The sequence below is a fragment of the Rathayibacter sp. VKM Ac-2762 genome (genome assembly GCF_009866585.1).
In the GTDB taxonomy this organism is placed as follows: domain Bacteria; phylum Actinomycetota; class Actinomycetes; order Actinomycetales; family Microbacteriaceae; genus Rathayibacter.
This window is the reverse complement of record NZ_CP047419.1, coordinates 513276-538372: the sequence shown is the minus strand read 5'-3', so window position 1 is coordinate 538372 and position 25097 is coordinate 513276. Positions and strand designations below refer to the sequence as shown.

The window sequence follows — 25097 nt, the reverse complement described above, 5'->3', positions numbered from 1 at the left end:
GCGAGTGAGGCTTATTCGAGGAGACCCCCTCCCACGAGGGGGACAACTGCGCTCAGCGCGTGAGGTGCGCCTCGATCACGGAGCTCTGGGAGCGCGCGTCGTCGATCTCGTGATCGTCGCCGCAGTAGGCCATCAGCCAGCCGCAGTCCGACTTCCTCGTGGAGCCGAAGTAGGTCACGTCGAGGCCGTAGCTGTCGGCGGCCGTGTAGAAGGCTTCGCCGACGTCCGTCCAGGAGCCCGCGCCGCCCGCGGTGAGAGAGAGGCTCTGATCGCTGGGCCAGCCGACCTCCCCGACCGAGCAGTGCGCCCCGTACCGCCGGCACCACTGCCCGAAGGTCGTCACCGCCGCCACGAAGACCTGCTCGTCGGCGCCGCCCTGCTTGTCCGAGCGCAGGGTCGTGCCCGTGCCGCCGGGGTAGAAGTGCTGCGAGTACACGATCCGGTTCAGCGGGTCCTGGATCCACGGCCCGTCGGGTGCGATCGCAGCGACCGTGCCCGTCGTCGCCTCCCGCATCCCCTCGACCCAGATCGTGTGCCGATCGCCGGTCCCCCGGACGGCCGACACCACGGCCTCCGTGTAGGCCTTGTAGGTCTCGACGGGGACCAGCGACCGCTTCACCTCGTTGAAGAGGTCGTAGGCGGCGATGCGTCCGTCGTCCTGGAACTCCGCCGCGAGCAGGGTCCAGACCCGCTGCGCCTGGGATACCGAGAGCCCGGATCCGAACCAGACGGTCCCCTCGGGCAGATCGCCCTGGCTCGCCGGATAGGTGCCGTTGTTGTGCAGGTCGAGCACGGCCCGCATGCCGGCGGCGCCGATGGCGGCGATCTCGGTCCGGAGCAGCGCGACCGCCGCCGGATCGAGCCCCTTCGCCAGAGCGTCGTCGGTGCTCTCCCCGTCGGCCCGCGGCTGCAGGAGCGACCAGGGCACCGCGAGCCGAACCAGCGTCAGTCCGCGGTCCGCCAGGAACTCGTAGCTCTCCGCCGGATTCCCGGCGGTGCAGTCGACTCCGACGTCGACGCGCGACTGCAGGTCGAACACGTTCACGCCGCGGAGGTAGGACCGGCCGCCCAGGTAGTCGTCGACCGAGCCGATGGCAGGCGCGGGCGACGCGGAGGCGGACGACGGCGCGCAGGCCACGGGAGCAGTTCCGTCGCTCCGCTCGAGGAGCCGCACAGCGACCACGACGAGGGCCGCGACCACCACGACGACCAGGACGATCAGCAGCGGGCGGCGGAGCCGACGGCGCGGCCGATCGCGTGCAGGGACGATGCGAGCCTCCCGAGCCTGCCTGCCCGGTGCGGCCACCGGATCGCCGCTGAGGCTAGCAGAGCTCCGCGACGCCTCAGCGCACCGCCACCGTCGCGCGGTCGCGGCCGGTGAGGTCGCGCTGCGTGGTCGCTCCGCGCCAGCCGTCGGCGGTGAGCAGGGCGCGGATCTCTGCGCCCTGCAGCTCGCCGTGCTCCATCACCAGCACTCCCCCGGAGCGGAGCAGGCGGAGGGCGGTCGCCGAGAGCGAGCGGACGACGTCCAGGCCGTCCTCGCCGCCGTAGAGCGCCGAGGGCGGGTCGAACAGGCGCACCTCCGGGTCGCGCGGGACGGCGGCGGCCGGGATGTAGGGCGGGTTGGAGACGACGACGGAGACGGTGCCGTCCAGCTCGGGAAGCGCGCGGACGAGGTCGTCGAAGACGATGCGAGCGTTCTCGAGCCCGAGCCGCTCGCGGTTGCCGCGGGCCCAGATGAACGCCTCGGGAGCGTTCTCCACGCCGATCACGCGCGCGTGCGGCACCTCGTGCGCGAGCGCGAGCGCCAGGGCTCCGCTGCCCGTGCCGAGGTCGACGGCGATCGGCTCCGGGTCGACGACCGCACGGAGCGCGTCGATCGCGATCTGCGCGACGCCCTCGGTCTCGGGTCGCGGGACGAACACGCCGGGTCCGACCGCGAGCTCGAGCGAGCGGAACGGCGCGATCCCGGTGATGTGCTGCAGCGGCTCGCGAGCCGACCGGCGCTCGATCGCGCTCGCGAACCCCGCGGCGTGCTCCTCGTCGACGGTCAGCCCCGTGATGAGGCGCGCCTGCAGCCGGCCGCGGCCGAGCCCGAGCAGGTGCCCGAGAAGCAGCTCCGCGTCGACGTCCGGTGTGGGGACGCGGGCGGCGGCGAGGCGGGCGACCGCGTCCGCGAGGAGGGTGCGCGCGTCGACGCCGGTGGTCACGAGGGTCACGCCTCCTCGGAGCCGATGTCGGCCAGGCGGGCCTCCTCGTCGGCCTGGATGGCGCTCTCCACCACCGGGTCGAGCGCGCCGTTCATCACGCCGTCGAGGTTGTACGCCTTGTAGCCGGTGCGGTGGTCGGCGATGCGGTTCTCGGGGAAGTTGTAGGTCCGGATGCGCTCGGAGCGGTCCATCGTGCGGATCTGCGTCTTGCGCGCGTCCGAGGCCGCCGCGGCGATCTCCTCCTGCTGGCGGGCCAGGATGCGGGCGCGCAGCACGCGCATGCCCGCTTCACGGTTCTGCAGCTGGCTCTTCTCGTTCTGCATCGACACGACGATGCCGGTCGGGAGGTGGGTGATCCGCACGGCGGAGTCGGTCGTGTTGACGGACTGCCCGCCGGGACCGGAGGAGCGGTAGACGTCGATCTTCAGGTCGTTCTGGTTGATCGCGACCTCCTCGGGCGCGTCCACCTCGGGGAACACGAGCACGCCCGTGGTCGAGGTGTGGATCCGCCCCTGCGATTCGGTCACGGGGACGCGCTGCACCCGGTGCACGCCGCCCTCGTACTTGAGGTGCGCCCACACGCCCTGCGAGGGATCGGTGGCGTTGCTCTTGATCGCGACCTGCACGTTCTTGTAGCCGCCGAGGTCGGACTCGTCGCGGTCGAGGATCTCCGTCTTCCAGCCCTTCGCCTCGGCGTAGTGGAGGTACATCCGGAGGAGGTCGGCCGCGAACAGCGCGCTCTCGGCTCCGCCCTCGCCGCCCTTGATCTCCATGATGACGTCGCGGCCGTCGTCGGGGTCGCGCGGGATGAGCAGGCGCCGCAGCTTCTCCTGCGCCACCCGCAGCGACTCCTCCAGCTCGGGGACCTCCTCCGCGAAGGCCTCGTCCTCGCGGGCGAGCTCGCGCGCGGCCTCGAGGTCCTCGCCGGCCTGGATCCAGGCGGAGTGGGCCGCCTTGATCTGGCTCAGCTCCGCGTAGCGCCGGTTGACCTTCTTGGCGCGGGCGGCATCGGCGTGGAGTGCCGGGTCGGAGAGCTGCGTCTGCAGGTCCTCGTGCTCGGCGAGGAGGACGCTGACGGATTCGAACATGGGGTCCTGGCTTCCGGAGGTGGTCGGGGTCGGGCTCATCGCCCGGGGACGCGAAAACGTCCGCGGCCGCCCCCGGTGACAGGGGCGACCGCGGACGTCGGGGCGCTAGTGGTGGCCGTTGCCGTGGCCGGCGGTGGCCGGGCCGACGGCCGACTTCGAGACCTGCATGAGGAACTCGACGTTGGACGAGGTCTCCTTCAGGCGCGACAGGATGATCTCGAGCGCCTGCTGCTGGTCGAGCCCGGCGAGGGCGCGGCGCAGCTTCCAGGTGATCTTGACCTCGTCGGCGCTGAGCAGCATCTCCTCGCGGCGCGTGCCGGAGGCGTTCACGTCGACGGCGGGGAAGATCCGCTTGTCGGCGAGGTGACGGGAGAGGCGGAGCTCCATGTTGCCGGTGCCCTTGAACTCCTCGAAGATCACCTCGTCCATCTTCGAGCCGGTCTCGATGAGCGCCGTCGCGAGGATGGTGAGCGAGCCGCCGTTCTCGATGTTGCGCGCCGCGCCGAAGAACTTCTTCGGCGGGTACAGCGCCGAGGCGTCCACGCCGCCCGAGAGCACGCGGCCCGAGGGAGGAGCGGTCACGTTGTAGGCGCGGCCGAGACGGGTGATGGAGTCGAGCAGCACGACCACGTCGTGGCCCAGCTCGACCAGGCGCTTGGCGCGCTCGATCGCGAGCTCGGCGACGGTCGTGTGGTCCTCGGCCGGGCGGTCGAAGGTGGAGGCGACGACCTCGCCGCGCACGGTGCGCTGCATGTCGGTGACCTCCTCGGGACGCTCGTCGACCAGGACGACCATCAAGTGGACCTCGGGGTTGTTCTGCACGATCGCGTTGGCGATCTGCTGCAGGACGATGGTCTTGCCGGCCTTGGGCGGCGCGACGATCAGGCCGCGCTGTCCCTTGCCGATCGGGGCGACCAGGTCGATGATCCGCTGGGTCAGCTTGCCGGGCTCGGTCTCGAGGCGCAGGCGCTCGGTCGGGTAGAGCGGCGTGAGCTTCTGGAACTCGACGCGCGCAGCGGCCTCCTCGACGGTCTGGCCGTTGATCGAGTCGACGCGGACGATCGCGTTGTACTTCTGGCGGCCGCCGCCCTCGCCCTCGCGGGGCTGGCGGATGGCGCCGACGACCGCGTCGCCCTTGCGCAGGTTGTACTTCTTGACCTGGCCGAGGGAGACGTAGACGTCGCTGACGCCGGGCAGGTACCCGGTGGTGCGCACGAAGGCGTAGTTGTCGAGGACGTCGAGGATGCCGGCGACCGGGATGAGGACGTCGTCCTCGCCGATCTCGGGCTCGAAGTCGTCGCCGATCGCTCCGCCGCGGCGCTTGCGGTCGCGGTAGCGGCTGCGGCGGCCGTCCTCGCCCTCGGCCTGCTGGCCGTTCTGGGGCTGTCCGGAGCCGTTCTGCTGAGGAGCCTGCTGGCCCTCGGACTGCGCGGCGCGCGCGCCCTGACCGTTCTGTGGCTGGGACTGCGCGGCGGGGCTCTGCTGAGCGTCGTTCTGGCGGTCGTCCCCGCGGTTGCGGTTCCGGTTGCGGCGGTTGCGACCGCGGCCGGTGCCCTGCTGGTCGCCGTTCTGCTGCTGGTCGCCGCCCTGCTGCTCCTGCTGGTCGCCGGAGTCGGAGGAGTCGGCGTCGTTCTCGGCGGGCGCCTGCTCGGCCTGCTCGCTCTGCTCGGAGGCGCCCCCGCGGCTGCGGCGGCGTCCGCGGCGCTCGCGCTGGCCGCCCTCGCGGGAGGAGTCGTCCGACTCCGGCCCGTTGGGCAGCTCGATGTCGATGACGGGCTTCGCGGCCTGGTCGGCGTCGCGGTCCTGCTCGATGACGGGGAGGTCGGGGATCAGCGACTCGACGCCGGTCCCGCCGGGGATGTTGAGGTGCTCGCCGGCGGCGACGGTGCCGCTGGAGGCGCGGCGCGAGCTGCGTCGGCGGGGCGCGCGCTCGGCGGGCTCGGCGACCGGCTCGGCCACCGCGGGGAGCTCGAGCTCGACGGGGGCCGACTCGGCGGCCGTCGCGGAGGGCTCGTCGACGGTGGGCGCGGCCTGCTCGAGGACGTCGGCCGTGTCGGCCTCGGTGCTCTCGACGGGCGTCGGCAGCTCCGCCGGCGCCTCGGGCTGCGGAGCGGACTGCTCGGCCACATCGGCCGGCTCGGCCTCGACGCCGGTGGCGTCGACGTCCGGGGCGACCGCTGCGTCGTCCGGAGCGACCGCGTCGGCGATCGCGGCGGGCGCGTCCTCGGCGGAGGCGGCGCGCAGGTCCGAGATGGCCTGGACCAGCTCGCCCTTGCGGAGCTTGGAGGCGCCGCCGAGGCCGAGCCGCGTCGCGAGAGCCTGGAGCTCGGCGACGCGCAGACCGGAGAGGTCGGCGGTGAGGTCCACGGTCGAGCCGTGGGTGTTGACGTCTGTCACTGGAGAGGGTTCCTTCCCCCCGGGAACGAGTGCTCACCGGGAGAGCTCATCGACCGTGCGGTGCCATCGCGTGTTCTGATCCACGCGATGCTCTCGGCCGCCGGGACCGACTGCCGCAGAGAGCGAGGAGAGGGCCCGGAGACCAGGCGCCGGTCTGCAAGAGGAGCAGGGGCGCCCTTCACACGATGTGATGGCCGTGGTTGTCGGGACGATCCGTCGGACAGATTCCGCTCGTTACGCGGTTCCTCGGGATGCGGTCCCCACTGTAGCACCCTTGAAGTCGACGGCCAGCATGTGCGCGCGCCACGGCGTGGGGGCCTCCCGCTCCACCAGATCCGCGGCGGCGAGGCGCTGCGCGGGGTCGCTGCAGAGCACCAGGACGCTCGGTCCGGCACCCGAGACGACCGCCGCGTAGCCGTGCGAGCGCAGCAGCGCGATCAGCGCTGAGGTCTCGGGCATGGCAGCCGCGCGGTAGTTCTGGTGCAGCTTGTCCTCGGTCGCCGCGAACAGCAGTTCCGGGCTCTGGATGAGGGCGGCGATCAGGAGCGAGGAGCGCGAGACGTTGAAGACCGCGTCCTCGTGCGGCACGCTCTGCGGCTGCAGCGAGCGGGCCAGCCGCGTCGACATGGTGTGCTCGGGCACGAAGACGACCGGGGACACGCCGCGGTGGACCATGAGCTTCTTGGAGCGCGGGCGCAGCGGCGAGTCGTCGGCGCCGGAGGCGTGCGGCTCGACCCAGGCGATGGTGAGGCCGCCGAACAGCGCGGGCGCCACGTTGTCGGGGTGCCCCTCCATCTCGGTGGCGATGCGGAGGAGGTCGTCCGAGTCGAGCTCGACGACGCCCTCGAGCAGGCCCTTCGCGGCCATGATGCCGGAGACGATCGCGGCGCCGGACGAGCCCATCCCGCGGCCGTGCGGGATGATGTTGCGCGCGATCACCTCGATGCCGGGCATCTCCTGCCGCTGGTCGGCGAACGTGTACGCGATGGCCTGCACGACGAGGTTCGTCTCGTCGGTCGCCACCTCGCCCTCGCCGACTCCGTGCACGGTGACCCGCGCACCCGTGGCCGCGACGGCCGTCACGTCGAGCTCGTCGTAGAACGAGAGCGCCAGGCCGAGCGTGTCGAAGCCGGGGCCCAGGTTCGCCGAGGTGGCGGGGACCTTGACGTGGACGGTGCGGCCGACGGGAACCGCCGAGGTCATGCGCCGGCCAGCCCCAGCACGTCGGCGATCGCGGCGGTGTCGACCGGGACGACGGTCGGCGTGATGTCCGCGCCGTCGGCCGTGCGGAGCGCCCACTGCGGGTCCTTGAGCCCGTGGCCGGTGACCGTCAGGACGACGGTGGCGTCCTTCGGGATCGCTCCGGCCTCGGCGCGCTCGAGGAGCCCCGCGACGCTGATCGCCGACGCCGGCTCGACGAAGACGCCGACCTCGCCCGCGAGGATGCGGTACGCCTCGAGGATCTTCTCGTCGCTGATCGCGCCGAAGTAGCCGTCGCTGACGGTGCGCGCGTTGAGGGCGAGCTCCCACGAGGCCGGGTTGCCGATCCGGATCGCGCTGGCGATCGTCTCGGGGTGGCGGACCGGGGCGCCGTGCACGATCGGAGCGGAGCCCTCGGCCTGGAAGCCGAACATGCGCGGGAGGCGGGTCGATTCGCCGCGCTCCAGCTCCTCCGAGTAGCCGCGGAAGTAGGCGGTGTAGTTGCCCGCGTTGCCGACCGGGACGATGTGGAAGTCCGGAGCATCGCCCAGCACCTCGACGACCTCGAAGGCCGCGGTCTTCTGTCCGGCGATGCGGTCCGGGTTCACCGAGTTGACCAGGTGGACCGGGTAGTTCTTCGCGAGGTCGCGGGCGATGTCGAGGCAGTCGTCGAAGTTGCCCTGCACCTGCAGCAGCTGCGCGTTGTGCGCGATCGCCTGGCTGAGCTTGCCCAGGGCGATCTTGCCCTCCGGCACCAGGACGGCCGCGGTGATGCCGGCGTGCGTCGCGTAGGCGGCGGCCGACGCGGAGGTGTTGCCGGTCGAAGCGCAGATGACGGCCTTCGCGCCGTGCTCGACGGCCTTCGAGATCGCCATGGTCATGCCGCGGTCCTTGAAGGAGCCGGTCGGGTTCATGCCCTCGTACTTGACCCACACCTTCGCGCCCGTGCGCGCCGAGAGCGCCGCCGCGGGGATGAGCGGCGTGCCGCCCTCGCCGAGAGTGATGACCGGGGTCGCCTCGGTGACATCGAGGCGGTCCGCGTACTCGTGCAGGACTCCGCGCCACTGCTTGGCCATCTCAGGCTCCTTCAACTCGTAGAACGGACGTCACGGCGCCGACGAAACCATGCGAATGGAGGGCGGTGACGGTGGCCGCCAGATCGGATTCCGCCGCGGCGTGCGTGCCGATGACCAGGGTAGCGGTCGGCTCGCGCCGCTCCGCACCGCCCTGCTCCTCCAGCGGGTCGGCGCCGGGCGGGGTCTGCACCAGGGTCTCGACCGAGACGCCGTGGTCGGCGAAGACGCCCGCGATCTGCGCGAGCACGCCGGGGCGGTCGAGCACCTCGAGGGTGACCTGGTACCGGGTGGTGACGTGGCCGATCGGGAGGACCGCGAGCCCGGAGCTCGCGCTGGTCACCAGGCCGGGGCCGCCGACGACGTGGCGGCGGGCGGCCGACACGACGTCGCCGAGGACGGCGGAGGCCGTCTCGATCCCGCCGGCGCCGGCGCCGTAGAACATCAGGTCGCCGGCCGCCTCCGCCTCGACGAAGACCGCGTTGTTGGCCCCGTGCACGGCCGCGAGCGGGTGGGAGCGGTGCACGAGCGCGGGGTAGACCCGCGCGGACACGCCCTCCACGCCGGTCTTGGCGTCGGTCAGCCGCTCGCAGATCGCGAGCAGCTTGATCACGTAGCCGGAGTCGCGGGCCTGGTCGACCTGCGCCTTCGTGATGCCGGTGATGCCCTCGCGGTGCACCAGGGTGACCGGGACGTCGGTGTGGAACGCGAGGCGGGCGAGGATCGCCGCCTTCTGCGCCGCGTCGTAGCCCTCGATGTCGGCGGTCGGGTCGGACTCGGCGTAGCCGAGCTCGGTCGCGCGGGCGAGCGCGTCCTCGAGGCTCGCGTGCTCGGTGTCCATCCGGTCGAGGATGTAGTTGGTCGTGCCGTTCACGATGCCGAGGATGCGGTGGACCCGGTCGCCCGCGAGGCTGTCGCGCAGCGGCCGGATGATCGGGATCGCGCCGGCGACGGCCGCCTCGTAGTTGAGCTGGGCGCCCACCTGGTCGGCGGCCTCGAAGAGCTCGTTGCCGTGGGCGGCGAGCAGCGCCTTGTTGGCCGTGATCACGTCCGCGCCCGACGAGATCGCCGTGAGGATGTGGCTGCGGGCGGGCTCGAGCCCGCCGATCAGCTCGACCACGATGTCGGCGCCCAGGATCAGCGACTCGGCGTCGGTGGTGAGCAGGTGCTTCGGGATGTCGGCGGTGCGGGGCGCGTCCACGTCCCTGACGGCCACGCCTACGAGCTCCAGCGGCGCCCCCACGCGCTGGGCGAGCTCGTCGCCGTGGTCGAGCAGGAGGCGCGCCACCTGGGCACCGACGGACCCGGCGCCCAGCAGGGCGACGCGGAGGCTGCGGTACTCGATCATCGGGAGGTGGCCTTTCGTTCGATGCCGGCGTCGCGGCGGAGGAGGTCCTCCTCGGTCTCGCCGCGCACGAGGACGCGCGAGCGCCCGTCGCGGACGGCGACCACCGGGGGGCGCCCGAGGTAGTTGTAGTTGCTGGCGAGCGACCAGCAGTAGGCGCCGGTCGCGGCGACGGCGAGCAGGTCGCCCGGCCGCACGTCCGCGGGCAGGAAGTCGTCGTGGACGACGATGTCGCCCGACTCGCAGTGCTTCCCGGCCACCCGCACGAGGGCGGGCTCGGCCGAGGAGGAGCGGTCGGCGATCCGCGCCGTGTAGTCGGCGCCGTAGAGCGCCGGACGGGCGTTGTCGCTCATGCCGCCGTCGACGCTGACGTAGCGGCGGACCGCGGTCGAGCCCTCGGAGCCGACCGTCACGTCCTTCACGGTGCCCACCTCGTAGAGGGTGACGCCGGCGGGCCCGATCAGCGAGCGGCCGGGCTCGATCGCGATGTGCGGCACCGGGACGCCGCGGGCGGAGCACTGCTCGGCGACCGCGTCGGCGACGGCGGCCGCGATCTCGGCGATCGGGGTCGGGTCGTCGGCACTGGTGTACGCGATGCCGAAGCCGCCGCCGAGGTTGAGCTCCGGCACGGGGCCGTCCGCGAGCAGTGCCGCGTGGACGTCGAGCAGGCGCGACGCCGACTCCGCGAACCCGGCGGAGCCGAAGATCTGGGATCCGATGTGGCAGTGCAGCCCGAGGAACCGCAGGGAGGAGAAGGAGCGGATGCGGGCGACCGCGGCCGGGCAGTCGGCGAGTGCGAGGCCGAACTTCTGGTCCTCGTGCGCCGTGGCGAGGAACTCGTGGGTGTGCGCGTGCACTCCGCTGTTGACCCGGAGGCGCACCGCCTGCACGCGGCCGTGCCGCTCGGCCGCGGCTGCGACGCGCTCGATCTCGACGAGGCTGTCGAGCACGATCGTGCCCGCGCCCACCTCGACGGCCCGGTCGATCTCGCGGAGCGACTTGTTGTTGCCGTGGAGGCCGAAGCGCTCGGGCTCGATCCCTGCGGCGAGGGCCACTGCCATCTCGCCGCCGCTGGAGAGGTCGAGGTTCAGGCCCTCGTCGCGCATCCAGCGGGCGACCTCGGTCGAGAGGAACGCCTTGCCCGCGTAGTAGACCGTGACGCCGGTGCCGATGCGGCCGAGCTCACGGGCGAAGACCTCGCGCATCTCGACGGCCCGGCGGCGGGCGTCGGCCTCGTCCACCACGTAGAGAGGAGTGCCGTGCTCGCGCACCAGCTCGGCGACGCTCACTCCGGCGATCCGGATCCCGCCGTCCTCGCCGCGCTCGGCGCTGTCCGGCCACACGCCCTCGGCCAGGGCGTTCGGGTCGGCGGGCGTGAGCAGCCACTCAGGCGCGAGCGGATGCCGGGGGGCGCGAGCGCGGGCGTCGACGGTGTCCACGGGTGAGACCTCACAGGAGAGAGTGGGAGCGTCACTGCGGGGCGAGCGGGTCCGGATTGACCCCTGAAGCCAGCGATGTCAGTGTTCGGCCCGCGGAAGACGCCGGCACAGGGCTCCGATCCTACCGGTCCGGGGCGGCGGCGCCGCGCGGGCTCAGGCGCAGGTGCCCGGTTCCTGCTCCGCGGGGTCGCTGAGGAACGTCGGAGAGAGCGCGAAGCTCGCGTTCAGCGACTCGTCGGCGACCTCGACCCCGGTCAGCGTCAGTCCGCGCGGCACCGAGTCCGCGATGCACACGGACGACGGAGCGAGCAGGTCGCCGGAGACGGCGCCGAAGCGGTCGCGGAAGTCGGTCGCCGAGAAGGTCGCACCGGCGGCGGAGACCTCGGCCGGGGTCAGCCGGATGGCGCCGTCCACGGCGGCGAGCTCCATCCCCACGCCCGCGCCGAGCCGGAGGCCCAGCACCTCGACGGAGGCGGTCACGCGCACGAGCGGAGCGTCCAGGGTCACCTCGTCGACGGGAACGGTGCTGCGCTCGGTGACGAGCCGCGACACCGAGGCCGCGTCGATCGCGACCGTCGTGCTGCCGGACTCGACCGCTCCGACGCCGCTCACCGGCACCCCGATCAGGGTCGCGGCGACGTCGCCGTCGAGCTCGCCGAACGTCACGTCCGAGCTGCGCAGGTCGAGCCGGTCCAGCCGCCCCGAGACGAGCTGCGGGAGCACGGCCCAGCCGGCGACGTCGACGTCCACCGCCCGGTCCGCGGGCAGTGCGAGCGCCTCGCGGAGGCTCGCGGCGGCGCGGTCCGCGACGGCGCGGCGGGCGAGCGAGTCGCCCACCACCGCCGCGACCACGAGCAGCACCAGCACCACGACGACCACCACGGCCGCGCGTCCCCCGCGCCGGCGCCGCGGCGCCGCCCCCGACGCGCTCACATCCGGTCCGGGGCCGTGACGCCCAGCAGGGAGAGCCCGTTGCGGAGCACCTGCCCGGTCGCCTCGTTCAGGCGCAGTCGGGTCGAGTGCACGGCCTCGACCGGGTCCTCGCCCTGCGGCACGACCCGGCAGTTGTCGTACCAGCGGTGGTAGAGGCCGGCGACCTCCTCGAGGTACCGCGCGACGCGGTGCGGCTCGCGCAGCTCCGCGGCGTGCGCCACGATGCGCGGGAACTCCTGCAGGCCGCCGAGCAGCGCCGACTCGGTCGGATGCACCAGCGTCTCGGGCGCGAACGGCTCGACGGGGACGCCCGACGCCGCGGCCTTCGCCGCGACCTGGCGGGTGCGCGCGTGGGCGTACTGCACGTAGTAGACGGGGTTGTCGTTGCTCCGCTTGGTCAGCAGGTCGAGGTCGATGTCGAGGGTCGAGTCGGCCGAGGAGCGCACCAGCGAGTAGCGCGCGGCGTCCACGCCGACGGCCTCCGTGAGGTCCTCCATCGTGACGACGGTCCCCGCCCGCTTGGACATCCGGACCGCCTCGCCGTCGCGGAGCAGGTTGACCAGCTGGCCGATCAGGATCTCGAGGTTCACGCCCGGGGTGTCGCCGAACGCCGCGCACATCGCCATCATCCGGCCGATGTAGCCGTGGTGGTCGGCGCCGAGCATGATGATCGCCCGATCGAAGCCGCGCTCGCGCTTGTCGAGGTAGTAGGCGAGGTCGCCCGCGATGTAGGCCGCCTCCCCGTCGCTCTTGATGATGACGCGGTCGCGGTCGTCGCCGAACGAGGTGGTCCGCAGCCAGGTGGCGCCGTCCGCCTCGAAGATGTGCCCGAGCTCGCGGAGGCGCTCGATCGCGCGGTCGACGGCGCGCGACTCGTGCAGGGAGTTCTCGTGGAAGTACACGTCGAAGTCGACGCCGAACTCGTGCAGGCTCTGCTTGATCTCGCCGAACATCAGCTCGACGCCGATCGAGCGGAAGGTCTCGGCGAGCTCCTCCTCGGGCAGGACGGCGAGGTCGCCCGGGTAGGCGGCCGCGACGCGCTCGGCGATGTCGCCGATGTAGGCGCCGCCGTAGCCGTCCTCCGGGGTCGGCTCGCCGCGGTGGGCGGCGAGGAGGCTCCGCGTGAAGCGGTCGATCTGCGCGCCGTGGTCGTTGAAGTAGTACTCGCGGGTCACCTCGGCGCCCTGCGAGAGGAGCATCCGGGCCAGGCTGTCGCCGACCGCCGCCCAGCGCGTCCCGCCGATGTGGATGGGGCCGGTGGGGTTGGCGGAGACGAACTCGAGGTTCATCCGGACGCCGGCGTAGGCGGATCCGGTGCCGTAGGCCTCGCCCGCCTCGACGATCGCGCCGGCAAGTGCGCCCGCGGCCGCGGCCTCGAGCCGGACGTTGAGGAAGCCGGGACCGGCGACCTCGACGGTGGCGACGCCCTCGACCGCGCCCAGCCCCTCGGCCAGCTCGGCGGCGAGCTCGCGCGGGTTCGCGCCGACCCGCTTCGCGAGCTTCATCGCGATGTTCGAGGCCCAGTCGCCGTGGTCGCGGTTCTTCGGGCGCTCCAGCACGACGTCCGAGAGCTCGACGCCCGCATCGCTCCCCCGTCGCTGCACGGCGTCGAGGACGAGGGCGTGCAGGGAGGCGGCGAGCTGTTCGGGAGTCACGGGGAGCGATTCTACCGGCCGCCGCGCCCGCGCCCCCCGTCCCTCCTGCACCGCGGGGCCGCTCGGCAGGGCGGCGTTGCTAGGGTGCGACGCATGCGCCGTCCCGCCGCCCTCCTCCTCGTCGCCCTCGCCGCGGCGGCCCTCTCCGGCTGCTCCCCCGCGGCCGACCCGGAGCCGAGCGCGAGCGGCGCCGTCAGCGGCACGCCGATCCCCCTCGCCTGCGAGCAGCTGGTCCCGGCCTCGGCGCTCGCGGGCCTGTGGGGCGGATTCTCCCCGGACGACGGCATCGGGACCACCGCCGTCTCCGAGGAGATCGCCCAGTACGACGGCCTGGTCTGCGGATGGTCCGACGATTCGGGCGCCGAGCTGCAGCTGGCCGTGGCCCACCTCGACCCCGCGGTGATCGAGGCGCTCAAGAACGAGTTCTTCACCACCAGCAAGGCCGTCCCCACTTACGGCAAGCCGCCGGAGATCGAGGGCTACTACCAGGTGGCCGAGGGGCGGGGCGTCGCGGACGCCTTCGTCGGCGAGTACTGGATCGAGGCGTCCAGCGCCTCCTTCGTCGAGCCGGGCGACCCCGAGCCGCTCGTGCGGTCGGCGATCGGCGTCCTCGCCGACTGAGCCCCGGCGTCAGCCCAGGCGCACCGGCGAGACGTGGTCGTCGACGAGCGCCGCGTCGCAGTCGGCCTCCACGCTCATCCCGGTCAGGCGCAGGTCCGTCAGGTAGCTGCTGAGGAACGCGGTGTCCGCCGTGTCCCGGCCGGACGAGATGCGCAGCATCGACCCGCGCGGAGCCAGCCGGGTCGCGTCCACGACGTGCCAGGCGCCGCCCACCCAGGCCTCCGTGACCGCGTGGAAGTCCCGCGGCTCGAGGCCCGGCGCGTAGACCGCCGTCACCCGGGCGGGGATGTCGAGAGCACGGAGGAGCCCGGCGACCGTGTGCGCGAAGTCCCGGCACACGCCCCGGCCGCTCTCGATGACCTGCGCCGCTCCCCCGGTGCCGACCGTCGAGCCGTAGACGTACGACAGGTGGCCGTGCACCCATTCCTCGACGGCCGTCAGCGCCTCGAAGCCCCGGGCCCGCCCGAACTCGCGCCGGGCGATCCCTCCGAGCACGTCCGCCTCGGCGTACCGGCTCGGCCGCAGGTACTCGACGAGCTCGAGCTCGCTCGGCTCGTCCGGAGCGCCGAGGCCGGCGACCCGCGCCCGGTACTCGACCCGCAGGTCGCCCTCGTTCCCCGCGACGCGGTGCACGCGGGCGCCGTGCCGCGCCGGGAACTCCCGCACCGGCACGTCCTGCCCGTCGAGCCGGACGGTGAAGGAGTCCTCGAACGAGTCGCCCGTGGGCGTCGCCGCCACCAGGAAGATCAGGTCGGTCGGGCCGTTCAGACGCAGATCCAGCGAGGCGGAGACAGTGCGCAGCATGGCTCCATCGTGGCATGCGCGAGGACCGCTCCCGGCGTCGGGGCCCGCCCCGTCCGGGTGCTAATGTGGTCAGGCACTCCTGGCCCCCATAGCTCAGGGGATAGAGCACTGCCCTCCGGAGGCAGGGGCGTAGGTTCGAATCCTACTGGGGGCACCACCCTGAAAGGCCCGGAATTACGCGGATCGCGTCGGCTCCGGGCCTTCTTCGTTTCCGGGCGGTGGCAACGTTCTGGCAACATCCGTTCGGCGGATGGCCTGATCGAGGGCTGCCGAGACGGTGTCGAGGTCGTCGTCGAACAGGTCGCTGTAGACGTCGAGCGTGACGGCCGCGGAGGCGTGCCCGAGCATCCGCTGGACGGCCTTCACGTTGGCGCCGGCGGAGATCGCGAGCGAGGCCGCGGTGTGTCTGAGCTCGTGGGGTGTGAGCCCCGGCCGGTCGATGGCTGCGGCGGCCGCGTCGAGCCAGCCGCGGCGGAACACGCGGCCGCGTAACCACCCGTTCCCACGGCTTCCCGGGAACGCCGGGTCATCCGGCGCGCGGCCGGCGATGTGGGCGCGCAGCTCCGCGACGATCGACGCGGGCACCGGGATGGATCGCGCCTCGTAGTCCTTCGGCGTGGACTCGTGCTGCACTCCCCCGACTTCGACGACGGTGTGGGAGACCTCAAGGCGGCCGCGCTGAAGATCGACGTCGCGCACCCGCAGTCCGGAGAGCTCGCCCCAGCGCAGGCCGCAGTAGGCGAGGACGCGCACGAGGAGCCCGTAGCCGTTCCTCGCCCCGTTCTCCGGGCCGCGGCCGATCTCGTCGACGGCCGCCGCGAGCCACGCAACCTCGTCATGTGAGAGGTACACCTTGGCGCCCGTGACAACCTTCGGCAGCTTCAGCCCGTGGGCGGGGTTCGCTGGGATGCGGCCGTCGCGCTGAGCGGCCGTCAGGGCGCCGGACAGGACGTTCACGATCTTGCGGACGCTCGACGGCGATTGCGTAGCGAGGAGGCGGCTCGCCCAGGCCTGCACGGTGCTGTGGGTGAGCTCGCCGAGCGGGTACCGGCCGAGGGTTGGCGTGATGTGCCGGCGGACGATTCCCTCGGCGCGCTCGAGCGAGGTCGCCCGCAGGTCCGTGCGCGTCGCGAGCCAGGCGGTTAGCCAGTCGTCAACGGTGACGCGCGCCTTCGCGGGGTCAATGTATGCGCCGCGGGACTTATCGAGCTCGACGGACGCAAGGAAGAGCTCGGCATCGCGCTTCCGGGCGAATCCGCGCTTTGAGGTCTGTCGGTGATCGGGCCGGCGGTAGAGAACGCGGTAGCGCAGATCCTCACGACGCGGCTCACCCTTTGCGGTCAGCGGCCCCTTCAGGTAGTAGGACTCGACGCTACCCATCTTGCTCGACGGCCCTCCTCATCTGATCGAAGTTCTCGCCAAGCAGGGCGCGGACTGCGTCACCCCCCAATTCCGCTCGCTTGAGCGCCACGTAGGTCTCCTTAGACACCCAGGCAGAATCCTTGACGACCTGCTCGGGGCTCATTGCCAGCAGGCTCTCGATCGCAAGGTCACGCTCGCCTGAACTCAGGCCGGTGTCGGCGTCGATCGCGAGCGCGAACCGAAATTGCGCGTCGCGGTAGAGCGTGGCGGCCTTCTCGAGGGGCGCCTGCGCATCGAACAGACCCTTCGATGCCCAGTAGAAGGGAGTGTTCCCGTTCATCAGCATCTCGACTGACTGCGACAGGGCGCTCGCGAGCGCACCCGCCTCGCCCAGGGTTACCTTCCGCTCGCCCCGTTCGATCTTCCCGATCGTCGTCACATGGAACCCGAAGCCTGCGGCGGTCATCGCCTCGGCCAGGGCGTCTTGGCTCATCCCCAGTGCCTGCCTCCCCTCCCTCACTCTGCGGCCAATCTCGCGGTCGACGTTCGGGTAGAAGGCGGCATCTGACATGGAACCGATTCTAGGCGCGCGCTTGCGCTCGTTTCGCTTAATCGCCTAAGGTGGGCACACAAGGAACCGATAACAGGTTCTCCCACGAAGGAGGAATCTTGACCATCCAGTCCCACCCAGCCGTGTCTTCGGCGCACCGAGAGCGCTATCTGACGCCAGCCCAGGTCTGCGAGCTGGTCCCCGGCATGACTCCGAACTTCCTCTCGCAGCTGCGCTTCCGCGGCGACGGCCCCCGGTATCGACGCCCGAGCCCCCGGAAGATCTACTACGTCGAGTCCGAAGTCATCGCCTGGATGGAGTCGAGCGCTCGGCAGGGTACTTCAGGGGCGGCAGCTTCGTAGGCCACCCAAGATGTGCCCCATCTCTGATGCTTCGGGCTTGGAGAATCTGCCGCCGCTCACGCGCGATCCCACAGGTGAGCAGGCCATCCGCAATCTGATGACGAAGGACGAGTACCTCGTCGTCGATCTAGGCGGTTCGATCGTCTTCCGCATCGACCGCAGAGCGCTAGAGGTCGCTCTGCCCCTGTACCGCTTCGCGCCAACCCGCCATCAGCGGAGCATCCGCGCGTATCTCAAGAAGAAAGCCCCCACCTATGCGGGTGCAACCGCAGGTGAGGGCAACCGGCCCGACCCAACCACTACGAAGGAGAACCAGTAATGAACCCCATTCTGGCACAAGCAACCGACACTGAGCCAGAGCGACGCCGTCGCGTCCCCGTCGCCGCCCTCAGCGGGCACAAGTTCAACGGCCACGAGGTCTACGTGGCCGCCGACGCTCACGGCTTGATCTGCTACGGCGCGCAGATCCCGACCGGCTTGTTGTATAGCACCGTCGCCGGCACCTCCTACGCCGACGATCACGGCGCCCCGTGGACGTTCCTCGGCGTCTACGAGATCGAGGGCATCACGGCGGGTTGGGTGAACCTCCGGCTGCTCTCCCCGATCCCGTGCGTCGACTTCGACTGGTGCCGGGGTCACGATCTGGACGAGGATGCCGAACTGCTCGAGCCCGGATGGCACGAAGGCGCAAGGGAGACGATCGGCAGCCTCAACGGCACGGACGTAACCGCCTATCGCGTGTCCTACGAAGACGAGCGCGAGGAGGGGGACGACTTCCTCGTGCACCGCACGGCGATCTTCACGTCGCAGGTCATCGACTACGCGCTCGACCGTGCCGGGTTGTTGTTGGTGGCGGATGACCTCGACCGCCTCAGCAAGAGCATCCGCAGCCTCGCTCGCAAGGCGCACTCGTGAGCCCCGCGGAGGTCATCGGTGCGCCTGACGGCCCCGGTCGCTCTCTCCGTAAGCTGCGCCGCCTCGCGGGGGTTGGGCTGTGCGATGCAGCCCACGCGGTCGGCATGTGCGTGCCCGCGCTCCACAGGGCCGAGGACGGGGACTGCCGGTTGTTGACGGTCCGAGAGGTGTTCGTGCTCTCTCGGGTCTACGCCGACGCGCTCAAGAGCGGTGGTGCTCGATGACCGCGGCGCTGGTCGAGACGCGCTGGGCGGGCGGGAGTATCGCGATCGAGCCCGACGAGTACGACGAGGAGATCGTCGTGCGGGTCGACGTCCCGGGCCTAACGGTGCCACTGGCGCCCGACGAAGCCGTCCGACTCGCGGTCGAGCTGATCGCAGCCGCGCACCGTGCAGAACACCCGAAGCCGGACGACTGGCTCATCGAGCAGCCGCCGTCACCTGCAGTCCTCACCCTCACAACTACACATCACTGACCAGGAGGACCGCCCGCAGCGTGGACACGCGGGCGGTCCTTCTCATTTCCCCAGGAAGGGGCAGACGTGACCGACACGACGACAGGCGACGAGAAGCGGCCACCGCGTTTCGAGACAGCCCCAGGGGCATAGATGGGTGCACAGCTTGTAGGGAGAGCGTTCCACTTCGCGGCAGAGCACGACTTGAAGGCGAACGAGCTGCGGTTACTCATCTGGATGTCGCTTAAAGCGATGGACCAGGACAAGCCCCCTCGCTACTTCGCCGCACGCGAGGAATCCGCGTACGGACTTGGGCGGCTAGTGCCGGACGAGCCGCACCCGTTCGACGCCAACGCGGCAGAGGCCACTCTCGACCGGGAGGCAGCATTTCAGCGGGTCAAGATCGCGACCGCCGGGCTCGTGAAAGCCGGAGCGATCGAGAGAACTCGACGAGGGCAGGCCGGCAACCGTGCCGAGTACGTACTCAGTTACGGGCAGCCCGTCCAGCCGTTCAGGGGTACGCAATCCGTACCCCTGAAGCCTGTGGACAACTCACCATGGGGTACGTAATGCGTACCCCTGCCAGGTACGTAATGCGTACCCCTCAGGGGTACGGAAAGCGTACCGGCAGGGGTACACCGCCTGTACCCCATAGGAGACAGGAGGAGACACGTAGAAAAAGACTATGAGGAGATACCTAGACCCAGGTGACCATCTCACTTGTCAGACACCCCGCTCGAAACCAACCGAGAGGCACGCACCGTGACCCAGACGACCACCCCATCGCCGCTTGCGACCCGAGTCGCAGCGCTTGAAGCAGAAAACGCTCGACTGCGGGCGGAGCTCGAGAAGGCGCAGCACGTCGCCGCCCGCAAAGAGCGGGTTCTGAAGAACATGGCTAAGAGGACAGCCGATGACTGACGGCCCTACCTTCGACTTCACCGCATTCGACGCGCTCACTGCTGATCTTGGCCAAGTGCCAAGGAACACCGGCCCGAACCTCCGGAAAGCAGGCGAAGTCTTCGCCCGGAAGGTCAGGGACGCGTGGCGGACCAAGCTCGCCGGGGCGACGGCCCTCCCGTCCCTCGGAGCAGCAGTCACCTACGACGTCCGCGGGACCGTGTCTGCTGTCTCGTCGGAGCTCGAGCTAGAGATCGGCCCCGAGCCGAACCGCCGGCAGGGGCGGCTCGACAACATCTCGGAGTTCGGTTCACCCACGGTCGCTCCTCGCGGCTACGGCCTCGCCTCCCTGCGCGAGAACGAGGAAGACCTAGCGCGCGGAGTCGACTTAGCGCTGCGCGAAGCCGAGCGCGCCGCAGGCCTGTAAGAGCCATGACGACCGTATTCGCAACGAAGCCCAGGAGGACAACCAATGACTACTGACAACGACAACACGATGTTCTGGGAGGACTCAGCGGGAGGCATGGCGGCGTTCCCCCGTGAGCAGTACCAGCGCGACGCCACCCGCCTGTTCGAGCTCATCATCACCGCCGGCGCCGACTCCAGCGTCAACGTGAGCAAAGAGACGCGGCGGATCTTCGACGAGACGAGCGCCGACTACCTCCTCGCGGTCGGGACCACCGTCGCAGGCACCTTCGCAGGGTTCTCGCTCACCCACCCGAACACGTTCCACGTGACGGCGGCGCTCATCAACTTCGGCGCGTTCCTCACCACGTTCCGGGCGCTCGTGCCGCCCGCTCCGTATCCGACGTCGACCGCGAAGGCCGCATGACCAGCGACGCCGCGCACTCCGGGATGCGGGAGCACATGACCGATCGCCTGCTGCGCGCGCGCCGTGCTCATCCCTTGCCGCAGCCGACCCTCGAGGAGGCGCCGGTCAGGGGACCCCGATCGAGTAGGGACCGTGACGAGGCGCGAGCGTTGCGGCTCGCGATCGCTGTGATCACCCGCAACGAGGACGAGTGGCTGCGGGTCAACCGGCAGGTGTGGGCGGCGGCCACCGCGCCGGGTGGCATTTACGCGGCCTGGTACCTCTTAGGGACGGGCTACGACCGCGTCGGCCGTCTCATCGCACAGATTGAGAAGGACAGAGAGAAGACGGTTCAGGCCCTGCGGGAGCAGCTCGCCCTGTTCGAGGAGGACGTGTGAGTCGCAGCATCCCGGCCGGCTCGATGATCCTCACGCCCGAGGACGCGCGCATCCTCTATCAAGTCGCCCGCATCGCAGAGCTTCGGCAACGGCATCGTGTCGGGGACACGAAAACCTACCGACTGCTCGCTGACATTTCACTCAACGCATTCCATCAGCCTGCCGACAGCGGCATTCTCGGGCGGCAAGAACCGGCATTCGACGAAAGTAGACAGTGGACAGTCCACAGGGTCGCAGTAGCGGCAGGGCTATCCGATCGGAAGGTCAGGCTCGATTGCCAGCAAGGAAGCCTGCCAGCGCGGAAAGAGGGCCGAACCTGGCTCATCGAGCACACAGAAGCAGAGACGTACATCGCCTCAGGGCGACGACACTAAGGAACAGACATGGCACTCGCACTACTCGACTCCCAGGTGGAGGGACTGCGCGCGAAGGCGGCCTCGATTCAGCGCAGCCTCGGTAGCCGCAGGAGTGAAATCGACCGCGACGGCGCACTCAGCGACCAAGGCAAGCAGGAGCAGAAGCAGCAGCTCAGCGCCGTGGCCAAGGAGCAACTGACCACCCTCCGCGAGCAGGAGAAGGCGCTCGTGAAGGGGAAGATCCGAGAGCTCGAACGCGACCTCGACTCGATGGTCGGCAACACCGGATCGGACGTCATCGCGTTCCGCGACGCACAGGACCGCGCCGGCCGACTCGAGGATCAGGACCACGCCAAGCGCATCCTCGCGCAGGCGATGCGCAATAACGACAAGAGCCTCGCGTCCGCCATCTTCCGAACCGGTCTCGAGAAGAACTGGTACGAGGTTCGCGACCTCTTCATCGAAGAGCACCCGATGGCCGCGACCACCGTTGCCGAGCTCGGGCAGCTGCAGCGCTTCCTCAGCGAAGGCGGACTCAGCCGAGCCGCGACCTATGGACTGATCGGCTGATCGATCGATCGACCTCCCTTCGCCACCCTCGAACGGCTCGTTTGTACTGGCACAAACCGCGTCGGCGGGTGGGGGGAGGCCCCCTCTGCAACTTCACGAAAGACCTCCGGGTATAGGGATCATCTCTCCCCCACATTTTTTCCACACGAACGCGATGTTTGTACCAAGGCGCGCCTCGCCGTTTGTACCAACCGCTAGAGCTGCGAAAGGCAAGAGAATGAGCGAATCAGACGACCACACAATCGACGTATCCGACGACCTTCAGGAGGCAGACGAGCCACTCGGCGGCGCAGGACTCGCAGCCCTGCACTCCGAGCGAGACGCTCGGAAGGCGGCCGAGAAGCGCCTCGAGGAGTTCGAGGACCGACACCGCGTGAACGCCGAGCAGATCGAAGCGGCGGAGGCTCGCGTGCGCGACCTTGAGATCCGCGCTCTGCGGGGAGAGATCGCGCTCGTGAAGGGCGTGCCTGCCGCACTGCTCAGCGGCGACACTCAAGCGGACATGGAGGCATCGGCAGACGCCGTCCTGCAGTTCCGCAGCAACCGCTAGCCACAACCACAACAACAGATGAAGAGCCCCGCCGGGACGTCCGGTGGGGCTCTTCCAGTACACGAAGGAAATCGACATGGTGGATAGAACGGTCAAGGTCACAGCAGTACTGCAGGCTCAGCAGTACATCGCTGGGCTGGACAAGATGCAGAAGAAGATGCGCGAGACGACGAAGGACGGCGTCGACAAGCTGGCGGAGCAGCGCGAGGCGATGACCCAGCTCGGCACTGCCGCGATCGGTGTCGGTGTCGTCGCGGTGGCTGCGGTGGGACTCGCGGTGTCCAAGTTCGCGGAGTTCGACAAGGCCATGTCGGGCGTCGCTGCTTCGACTCACGAGTCCACGGCGAACATGGGGCTACTGCGGGACGCGGCTCTCGAGGCCGGCGCGGAAACCGTGTTCTCCGCCACCGAGGCGGCAGGCGCAATCAACGAGCTCGCGAAGGCCGGCGTCTCGACGAAGGACATCCTCGGCGGAGGCTTGACGGGTGCGCTGTCGCTCGCGTCCGCAGGCTCTCTCGACGTCGCGGACGCGGCCGAGATCGCCGCGACCGCCATGACCCAGTTCGGGCTGAAGGGGTCAGAGGTTCCCCACATCGCTGACCTACTTGCTGCGGGCGCTGGCAAGGCGCAGGGTTCCGTGGAGGATCTGTCGCAGGCGCTCAACCAGGGCGGACTCGTCGCCTCACAGGCCGGTTTCTCGATCGAGGAGACCACCGGGACGCTCGCAGCATTCGCCGCTGCGGGTTTGGTCGGGTCGGATGCGGGTACATCCCTCAAGACGGCGATCCTCGCCCTGCAGAACCCCTCTGAGAAGGCGCGCGGGGTGATGGAAGACTACGGCCTGTCCGTCTACGACTCCTCGGGCAACATGCTGTCGTTCTCTGACATCGCAGGGCAGCTCGAGAGCAAGCTCGGCGGTCTCACTGACGAGCAGCGGAACGCCGCCCTGGCAACGATCTTCGGGAACGATGCGGTCCGTGCCGCGAACGTCCTCTACTCCAACGGGGCGGACGGCATCACCGATTGGACGTCGAAGGTCAACGATGCCGGTTACGCCGCGATCACCGCGGCCACCAACCTCGACAACCTGAGCGGCGACCTCGAGTACCTCGGTGGGGCGATCGACACTGGGCTCATCAAGGCGGGTTCGGGCGCTAATGAGGTTCTGCGCGAGATGGTCCAGCGCGCCACGGACGTCGCGGACGGCATCGGACAGATCCCCGCTCCGCTGCTCTCGGCCGGCGTCGCTCTCACGGGCACCATCGGCGGGTTCTCACTCCTCGGCGGCACGCTCCTCGTCGGCGCGACCAGGGTCGGCGAGATGCGGCGCAGCTTTGTCACCCTGAACGAGGAGATGCCTAAGACCGCGAAGTTCGCGACGAGCGCCGCGAAGGGGCTCGGACTCGTCGCCGGTCTCACCACCGTCGCGGTCGTGCTCGACTCGATCGCGAACAGCGGCAATCGCGCCGCGCCCTCGCTCGAGGAGACCGCTCGCGCGATGAAGAAGCTGGATGGCGTCGACCAGATCTTCGCGCAGCTGGACGGAGCCGGCCCGGTCGACGACCTCGACGGCGCACTCAAGCGACTCCTTGGAAACGATCTCGACGCCAACCTCGACGGATTCAACCGGTGGGCATCGGGAATCAACCAGGCGCTAGGAGGCCCCGTCAGCGACTCCGTGCAGACCACCCGCGACCAGTTCGAGAAGATCGACGACGTCCTCAAGGCCCTCGTCGAGGGTGGCGCGGCCGACGAGGCGGCGCGACAGTTCCAGACCATCGCTGACGCTGCGGAGGCGCAGGGCATCCCCACACAGAAGCTCATGGACGAACTGCTTCCCGGCTACTCCGAGGCGCTACAGGGGGCAACCGTCGCGACGGAGGACAACGCTACGGTCACGCAGGAGAACGCGGACAAGCTCGAGGAGCTTTCCGGGAAGGCGCAGTCTGCGGAAACCGACCTCGACGCACTCGCTGACGCGATTCGCGGTTTCGGTTCTGCGCAGCTGGACGTGAACGCAGCTACTCGCGAGTTCGAGGCCTCGATCGACGACCTGTCCGCGTCAGTCGAGAAGAACGGGACGACGCTGGACCGCGGGACGGAAGCGGGCCGCGCGAATGATGCGGCCCTCGACGCGCTTGCATCCTCGTCAAAGGAGCTCGCCGCGGCGACTCTCGAGCGCACCGGCAGCGAGGATGAGGCACGCAACGCGGTGCAGCGCGGCCGCGAGGAGCTGATCCGTCAGCTCGCGCAGTTCGGAATCACCGGGCAGGCAGCAGACGACTACGCGGACAACCTCGGGCTCATCCCCGATGACGTCGTGACAGCCGTGGCGCTCACGGGAACCGAAGCCGCCGAAGCTCGCCTGGCGTACCTGACGCGCAACCGTGAGATCGCGATCACCACTGTCGTCAACTCCCCCAATGGCGCCGCGTTCTCGGATGCGCGTGCGGGCGCGAACGGTGGACTTGCCGCCTATGCGAACGGCGGAATCGAGTCCTACTCGATGGGTGGATTCCCGACCGGCATCTACAAGGGCCGAGCCGGCTCGATCTACAAGTTCGCAGAGCCGGAAACGCGCTGGGAAGCATTCATTTCCGGGCGCCCCGGACAGGAAGCGCGGAACCTCGCGATCTGGGAGGCGGCAGGCGAACGGCTGGGAGCGTTCGACGCGGCCGGCATCACGGGAGGTCGATTCGACTCGCGTTCGCTTGCGCCGCTGGCGGCGCACTACTCGACCAGCAACACCTACGGCGGCAAGACCATCGCGCCGGTCGTGCAGATGAACGGACCGATGTACGCCTACGACCCGACGAGACTCGCAACGGCTATTACGAAGAAGCAGACGCAGGCGCTCTCGCTCTTCGACTACTAGTGGCGTGGGGGCGGTCACTTGAGAGGGGACCGCCCCCTATCAAGGCTTAGACCTCCCGCGCGACGCGAAAGGATGCATCGCTGCGAAAAGCTGATCCATTATTAGCACGGTGAAAGCGAGCAGGGTGAAGATGGCCGTAACGAGCACGACAACAAGATCTCTACCTTTGATAGGGGCGTCAAGTGTTGCGTAGAACGTGCTACTCACCGTCAGACCGAGGAGCAGCAGG

General features: G+C 70.1%; 24 protein-coding genes and 1 tRNA gene. 12 read left to right on the top strand and 13 right to left on the bottom strand.

Annotated features, from left to right (window positions below):
* Positions 1–52: 52 nt before the first annotated feature.
* From GTU71_RS02590 to argS, 10 genes are all read right to left on the bottom strand, one after another.
* Positions 53–1306 (bottom strand): cellulase family glycosylhydrolase, encoded by a 1254-nt coding sequence (locus tag GTU71_RS02590; RefSeq protein WP_159939244.1) that lies wholly within the window; start codon positions 1304–1306, stop codon positions 53–55.
* A gap of 37 nt (positions 1307–1343) precedes the next feature.
* Positions 1344–2219, bottom strand: a complete 876-nt coding sequence (prmC, locus tag GTU71_RS02585; RefSeq protein WP_159939243.1) for a peptide chain release factor N(5)-glutamine methyltransferase — start codon at positions 2217–2219, stop codon at positions 1344–1346.
* Positions 2216–3298 carry a peptide chain release factor 1 gene (prfA, locus tag GTU71_RS02580; protein ID WP_104232724.1) on the bottom strand — a complete coding sequence of 361 codons (1083 nt, stop codon included), beginning with the start codon at positions 3296–3298 and terminating at the stop codon, positions 2216–2218. The genes prmC and prfA overlap by 4 nt, the downstream gene beginning before the upstream one ends.
* Before the next feature lie 105 nt (positions 3299–3403).
* A complete protein-coding gene (gene rho, locus GTU71_RS02575) occupies positions 3404–5695 on the bottom strand; it encodes a transcription termination factor Rho (protein ID WP_159939242.1) in 2292 nt (763 codons plus the stop codon).
* Positions 5696–5929: 234 nt separating this feature from the next.
* Positions 5930–6898 carry a homoserine kinase gene (thrB, locus tag GTU71_RS02570; RefSeq protein ID WP_104223004.1) on the bottom strand — a complete coding sequence of 323 codons (969 nt, stop codon included), beginning with the start codon at positions 6896–6898 and terminating at the stop codon, positions 5930–5932.
* A complete protein-coding gene (thrC, locus tag GTU71_RS02565; protein WP_104223003.1) occupies positions 6895–7971 on the bottom strand; it encodes a threonine synthase in 1077 nt (358 codons plus the stop codon). Before thrC ends, thrB begins: the two co-directional genes overlap by 4 nt.
* 1 nt (position 7972) lies before the next feature.
* The gene (locus tag GTU71_RS02560; RefSeq protein ID WP_104223002.1) at positions 7973–9316 is read right to left on the bottom strand and encodes a homoserine dehydrogenase; all 1344 of its coding nucleotides are present in this window, start codon (positions 9314–9316) and stop codon (positions 7973–7975) included.
* Positions 9313–10752, bottom strand: a complete 1440-nt coding sequence (lysA, locus tag GTU71_RS02555; protein ID WP_159939241.1) for a diaminopimelate decarboxylase — start codon at positions 10750–10752, stop codon at positions 9313–9315. Before lysA ends, GTU71_RS02560 begins: the two co-directional genes overlap by 4 nt.
* A 153-nt stretch (positions 10753–10905) precedes the next feature.
* The gene (locus GTU71_RS02550) at positions 10906–11634 is read right to left on the bottom strand and encodes an LmeA family phospholipid-binding protein (protein WP_104262485.1); all 729 of its coding nucleotides are present in this window, start codon (positions 11632–11634) and stop codon (positions 10906–10908) included.
* A gap of 47 nt (positions 11635–11681) precedes the next feature.
* A complete protein-coding gene (argS, locus tag GTU71_RS02545) occupies positions 11682–13340 on the bottom strand; it encodes an arginine--tRNA ligase (protein WP_104222999.1) in 1659 nt (552 codons plus the stop codon).
* Between the two features lie 93 nt (positions 13341–13433).
* Here argS and GTU71_RS02540 point away from each other — a divergent pair, with 93 nt between their 5' ends.
* Positions 13434–13961 carry a hypothetical protein gene (locus GTU71_RS02540; protein ID WP_104333000.1) on the top strand — a complete coding sequence of 176 codons (528 nt, stop codon included), beginning with the start codon at positions 13434–13436 and terminating at the stop codon, positions 13959–13961.
* 9 nt (positions 13962–13970) lie between these two features.
* On the opposite strand, the gene GTU71_RS02535 is transcribed toward GTU71_RS02540, so the two are convergent.
* A complete protein-coding gene (locus GTU71_RS02535; RefSeq protein WP_159939240.1) occupies positions 13971–14765 on the bottom strand; it encodes a transglutaminase family protein in 795 nt (264 codons plus the stop codon).
* Positions 14766–14847: 82 nt separating this feature from the next.
* Here GTU71_RS02535 and GTU71_RS02530 point away from each other — a divergent pair.
* Positions 14848–14922 (top strand) — tRNA-Arg (locus GTU71_RS02530).
* A 17-nt stretch (positions 14923–14939) separates the two neighbouring features.
* Here GTU71_RS02530 and GTU71_RS02525 read toward each other — a convergent pair.
* Together GTU71_RS02525 and GTU71_RS02520 are read right to left on the bottom strand one after the other, a co-directional pair.
* The gene (locus tag GTU71_RS02525; RefSeq protein ID WP_159939239.1) at positions 14940–16145 is read right to left on the bottom strand and encodes a site-specific integrase; all 1206 of its coding nucleotides are present in this window, start codon (positions 16143–16145) and stop codon (positions 14940–14942) included.
* A complete protein-coding gene (locus GTU71_RS02520; RefSeq protein ID WP_159939238.1) occupies positions 16138–16698 on the bottom strand; it encodes a helix-turn-helix transcriptional regulator in 561 nt (186 codons plus the stop codon). The genes GTU71_RS02525 and GTU71_RS02520 overlap by 8 nt, the downstream gene beginning before the upstream one ends.
* 378 nt (positions 16699–17076) lie before the next feature.
* On the opposite strand from GTU71_RS02520, the gene GTU71_RS02515 reads away from it, so the two are divergent.
* The 10 genes from GTU71_RS02515 (at position 17077) to GTU71_RS02470 (ending at position 24868) form a co-directional block, all read left to right on the top strand.
* Complete coding sequence (locus tag GTU71_RS02515) at positions 17077–17358, top strand: hypothetical protein (protein WP_159939237.1); 282 nt, start codon at positions 17077–17079, stop codon at positions 17356–17358.
* Complete coding sequence (locus GTU71_RS02510) at positions 17358–17954, top strand: hypothetical protein (RefSeq protein WP_159939236.1); 597 nt, start codon at positions 17358–17360, stop codon at positions 17952–17954. The genes GTU71_RS02515 and GTU71_RS02510 overlap by 1 nt, the downstream gene beginning before the upstream one ends.
* 220 nt (positions 17955–18174) lie before the next feature.
* Entirely contained in the window at positions 18175–18429 is a 255-nt protein-coding gene (locus tag GTU71_RS02505) for a hypothetical protein (protein ID WP_159939235.1), read from the top strand.
* Between the two features lie 741 nt (positions 18430–19170).
* Positions 19171–19329, top strand: a complete 159-nt coding sequence (locus tag GTU71_RS02500) for a hypothetical protein (protein WP_159939234.1) — start codon at positions 19171–19173, stop codon at positions 19327–19329.
* On the top strand, positions 19322–19735 hold the full coding sequence (locus tag GTU71_RS02495) for a hypothetical protein (RefSeq protein WP_159939233.1): 414 nt from the start codon (positions 19322–19324) through the stop codon (positions 19733–19735). The genes GTU71_RS02500 and GTU71_RS02495 overlap by 8 nt, the downstream gene beginning before the upstream one ends.
* Before the next feature lie 45 nt (positions 19736–19780).
* Positions 19781–20140: a hypothetical protein gene (locus GTU71_RS02490; RefSeq protein WP_159939232.1), complete on the top strand. Its 360-nt coding sequence runs from the start codon at positions 19781–19783 to the stop codon at positions 20138–20140.
* Positions 20137–20517 carry a hypothetical protein gene (locus tag GTU71_RS02485; RefSeq protein WP_159939231.1) on the top strand — a complete coding sequence of 127 codons (381 nt, stop codon included), beginning with the start codon at positions 20137–20139 and terminating at the stop codon, positions 20515–20517. The genes GTU71_RS02490 and GTU71_RS02485 overlap by 4 nt, the downstream gene beginning before the upstream one ends.
* Positions 20518–20900: 383 nt before the next feature.
* Positions 20901–21443, top strand: a complete 543-nt coding sequence (locus GTU71_RS02480; protein ID WP_159939230.1) for a hypothetical protein — start codon at positions 20901–20903, stop codon at positions 21441–21443.
* Between the two features lie 217 nt (positions 21444–21660).
* Positions 21661–21993, top strand: a complete 333-nt coding sequence (locus GTU71_RS02475) for a hypothetical protein (protein WP_159939229.1) — start codon at positions 21661–21663, stop codon at positions 21991–21993.
* Between the two features lie 76 nt (positions 21994–22069).
* Complete coding sequence (locus tag GTU71_RS02470) at positions 22070–24868, top strand: phage tail tape measure protein (protein WP_159939228.1); 2799 nt, start codon at positions 22070–22072, stop codon at positions 24866–24868.
* The last annotated feature ends 229 nt before the right edge of the window (positions 24869–25097 follow it).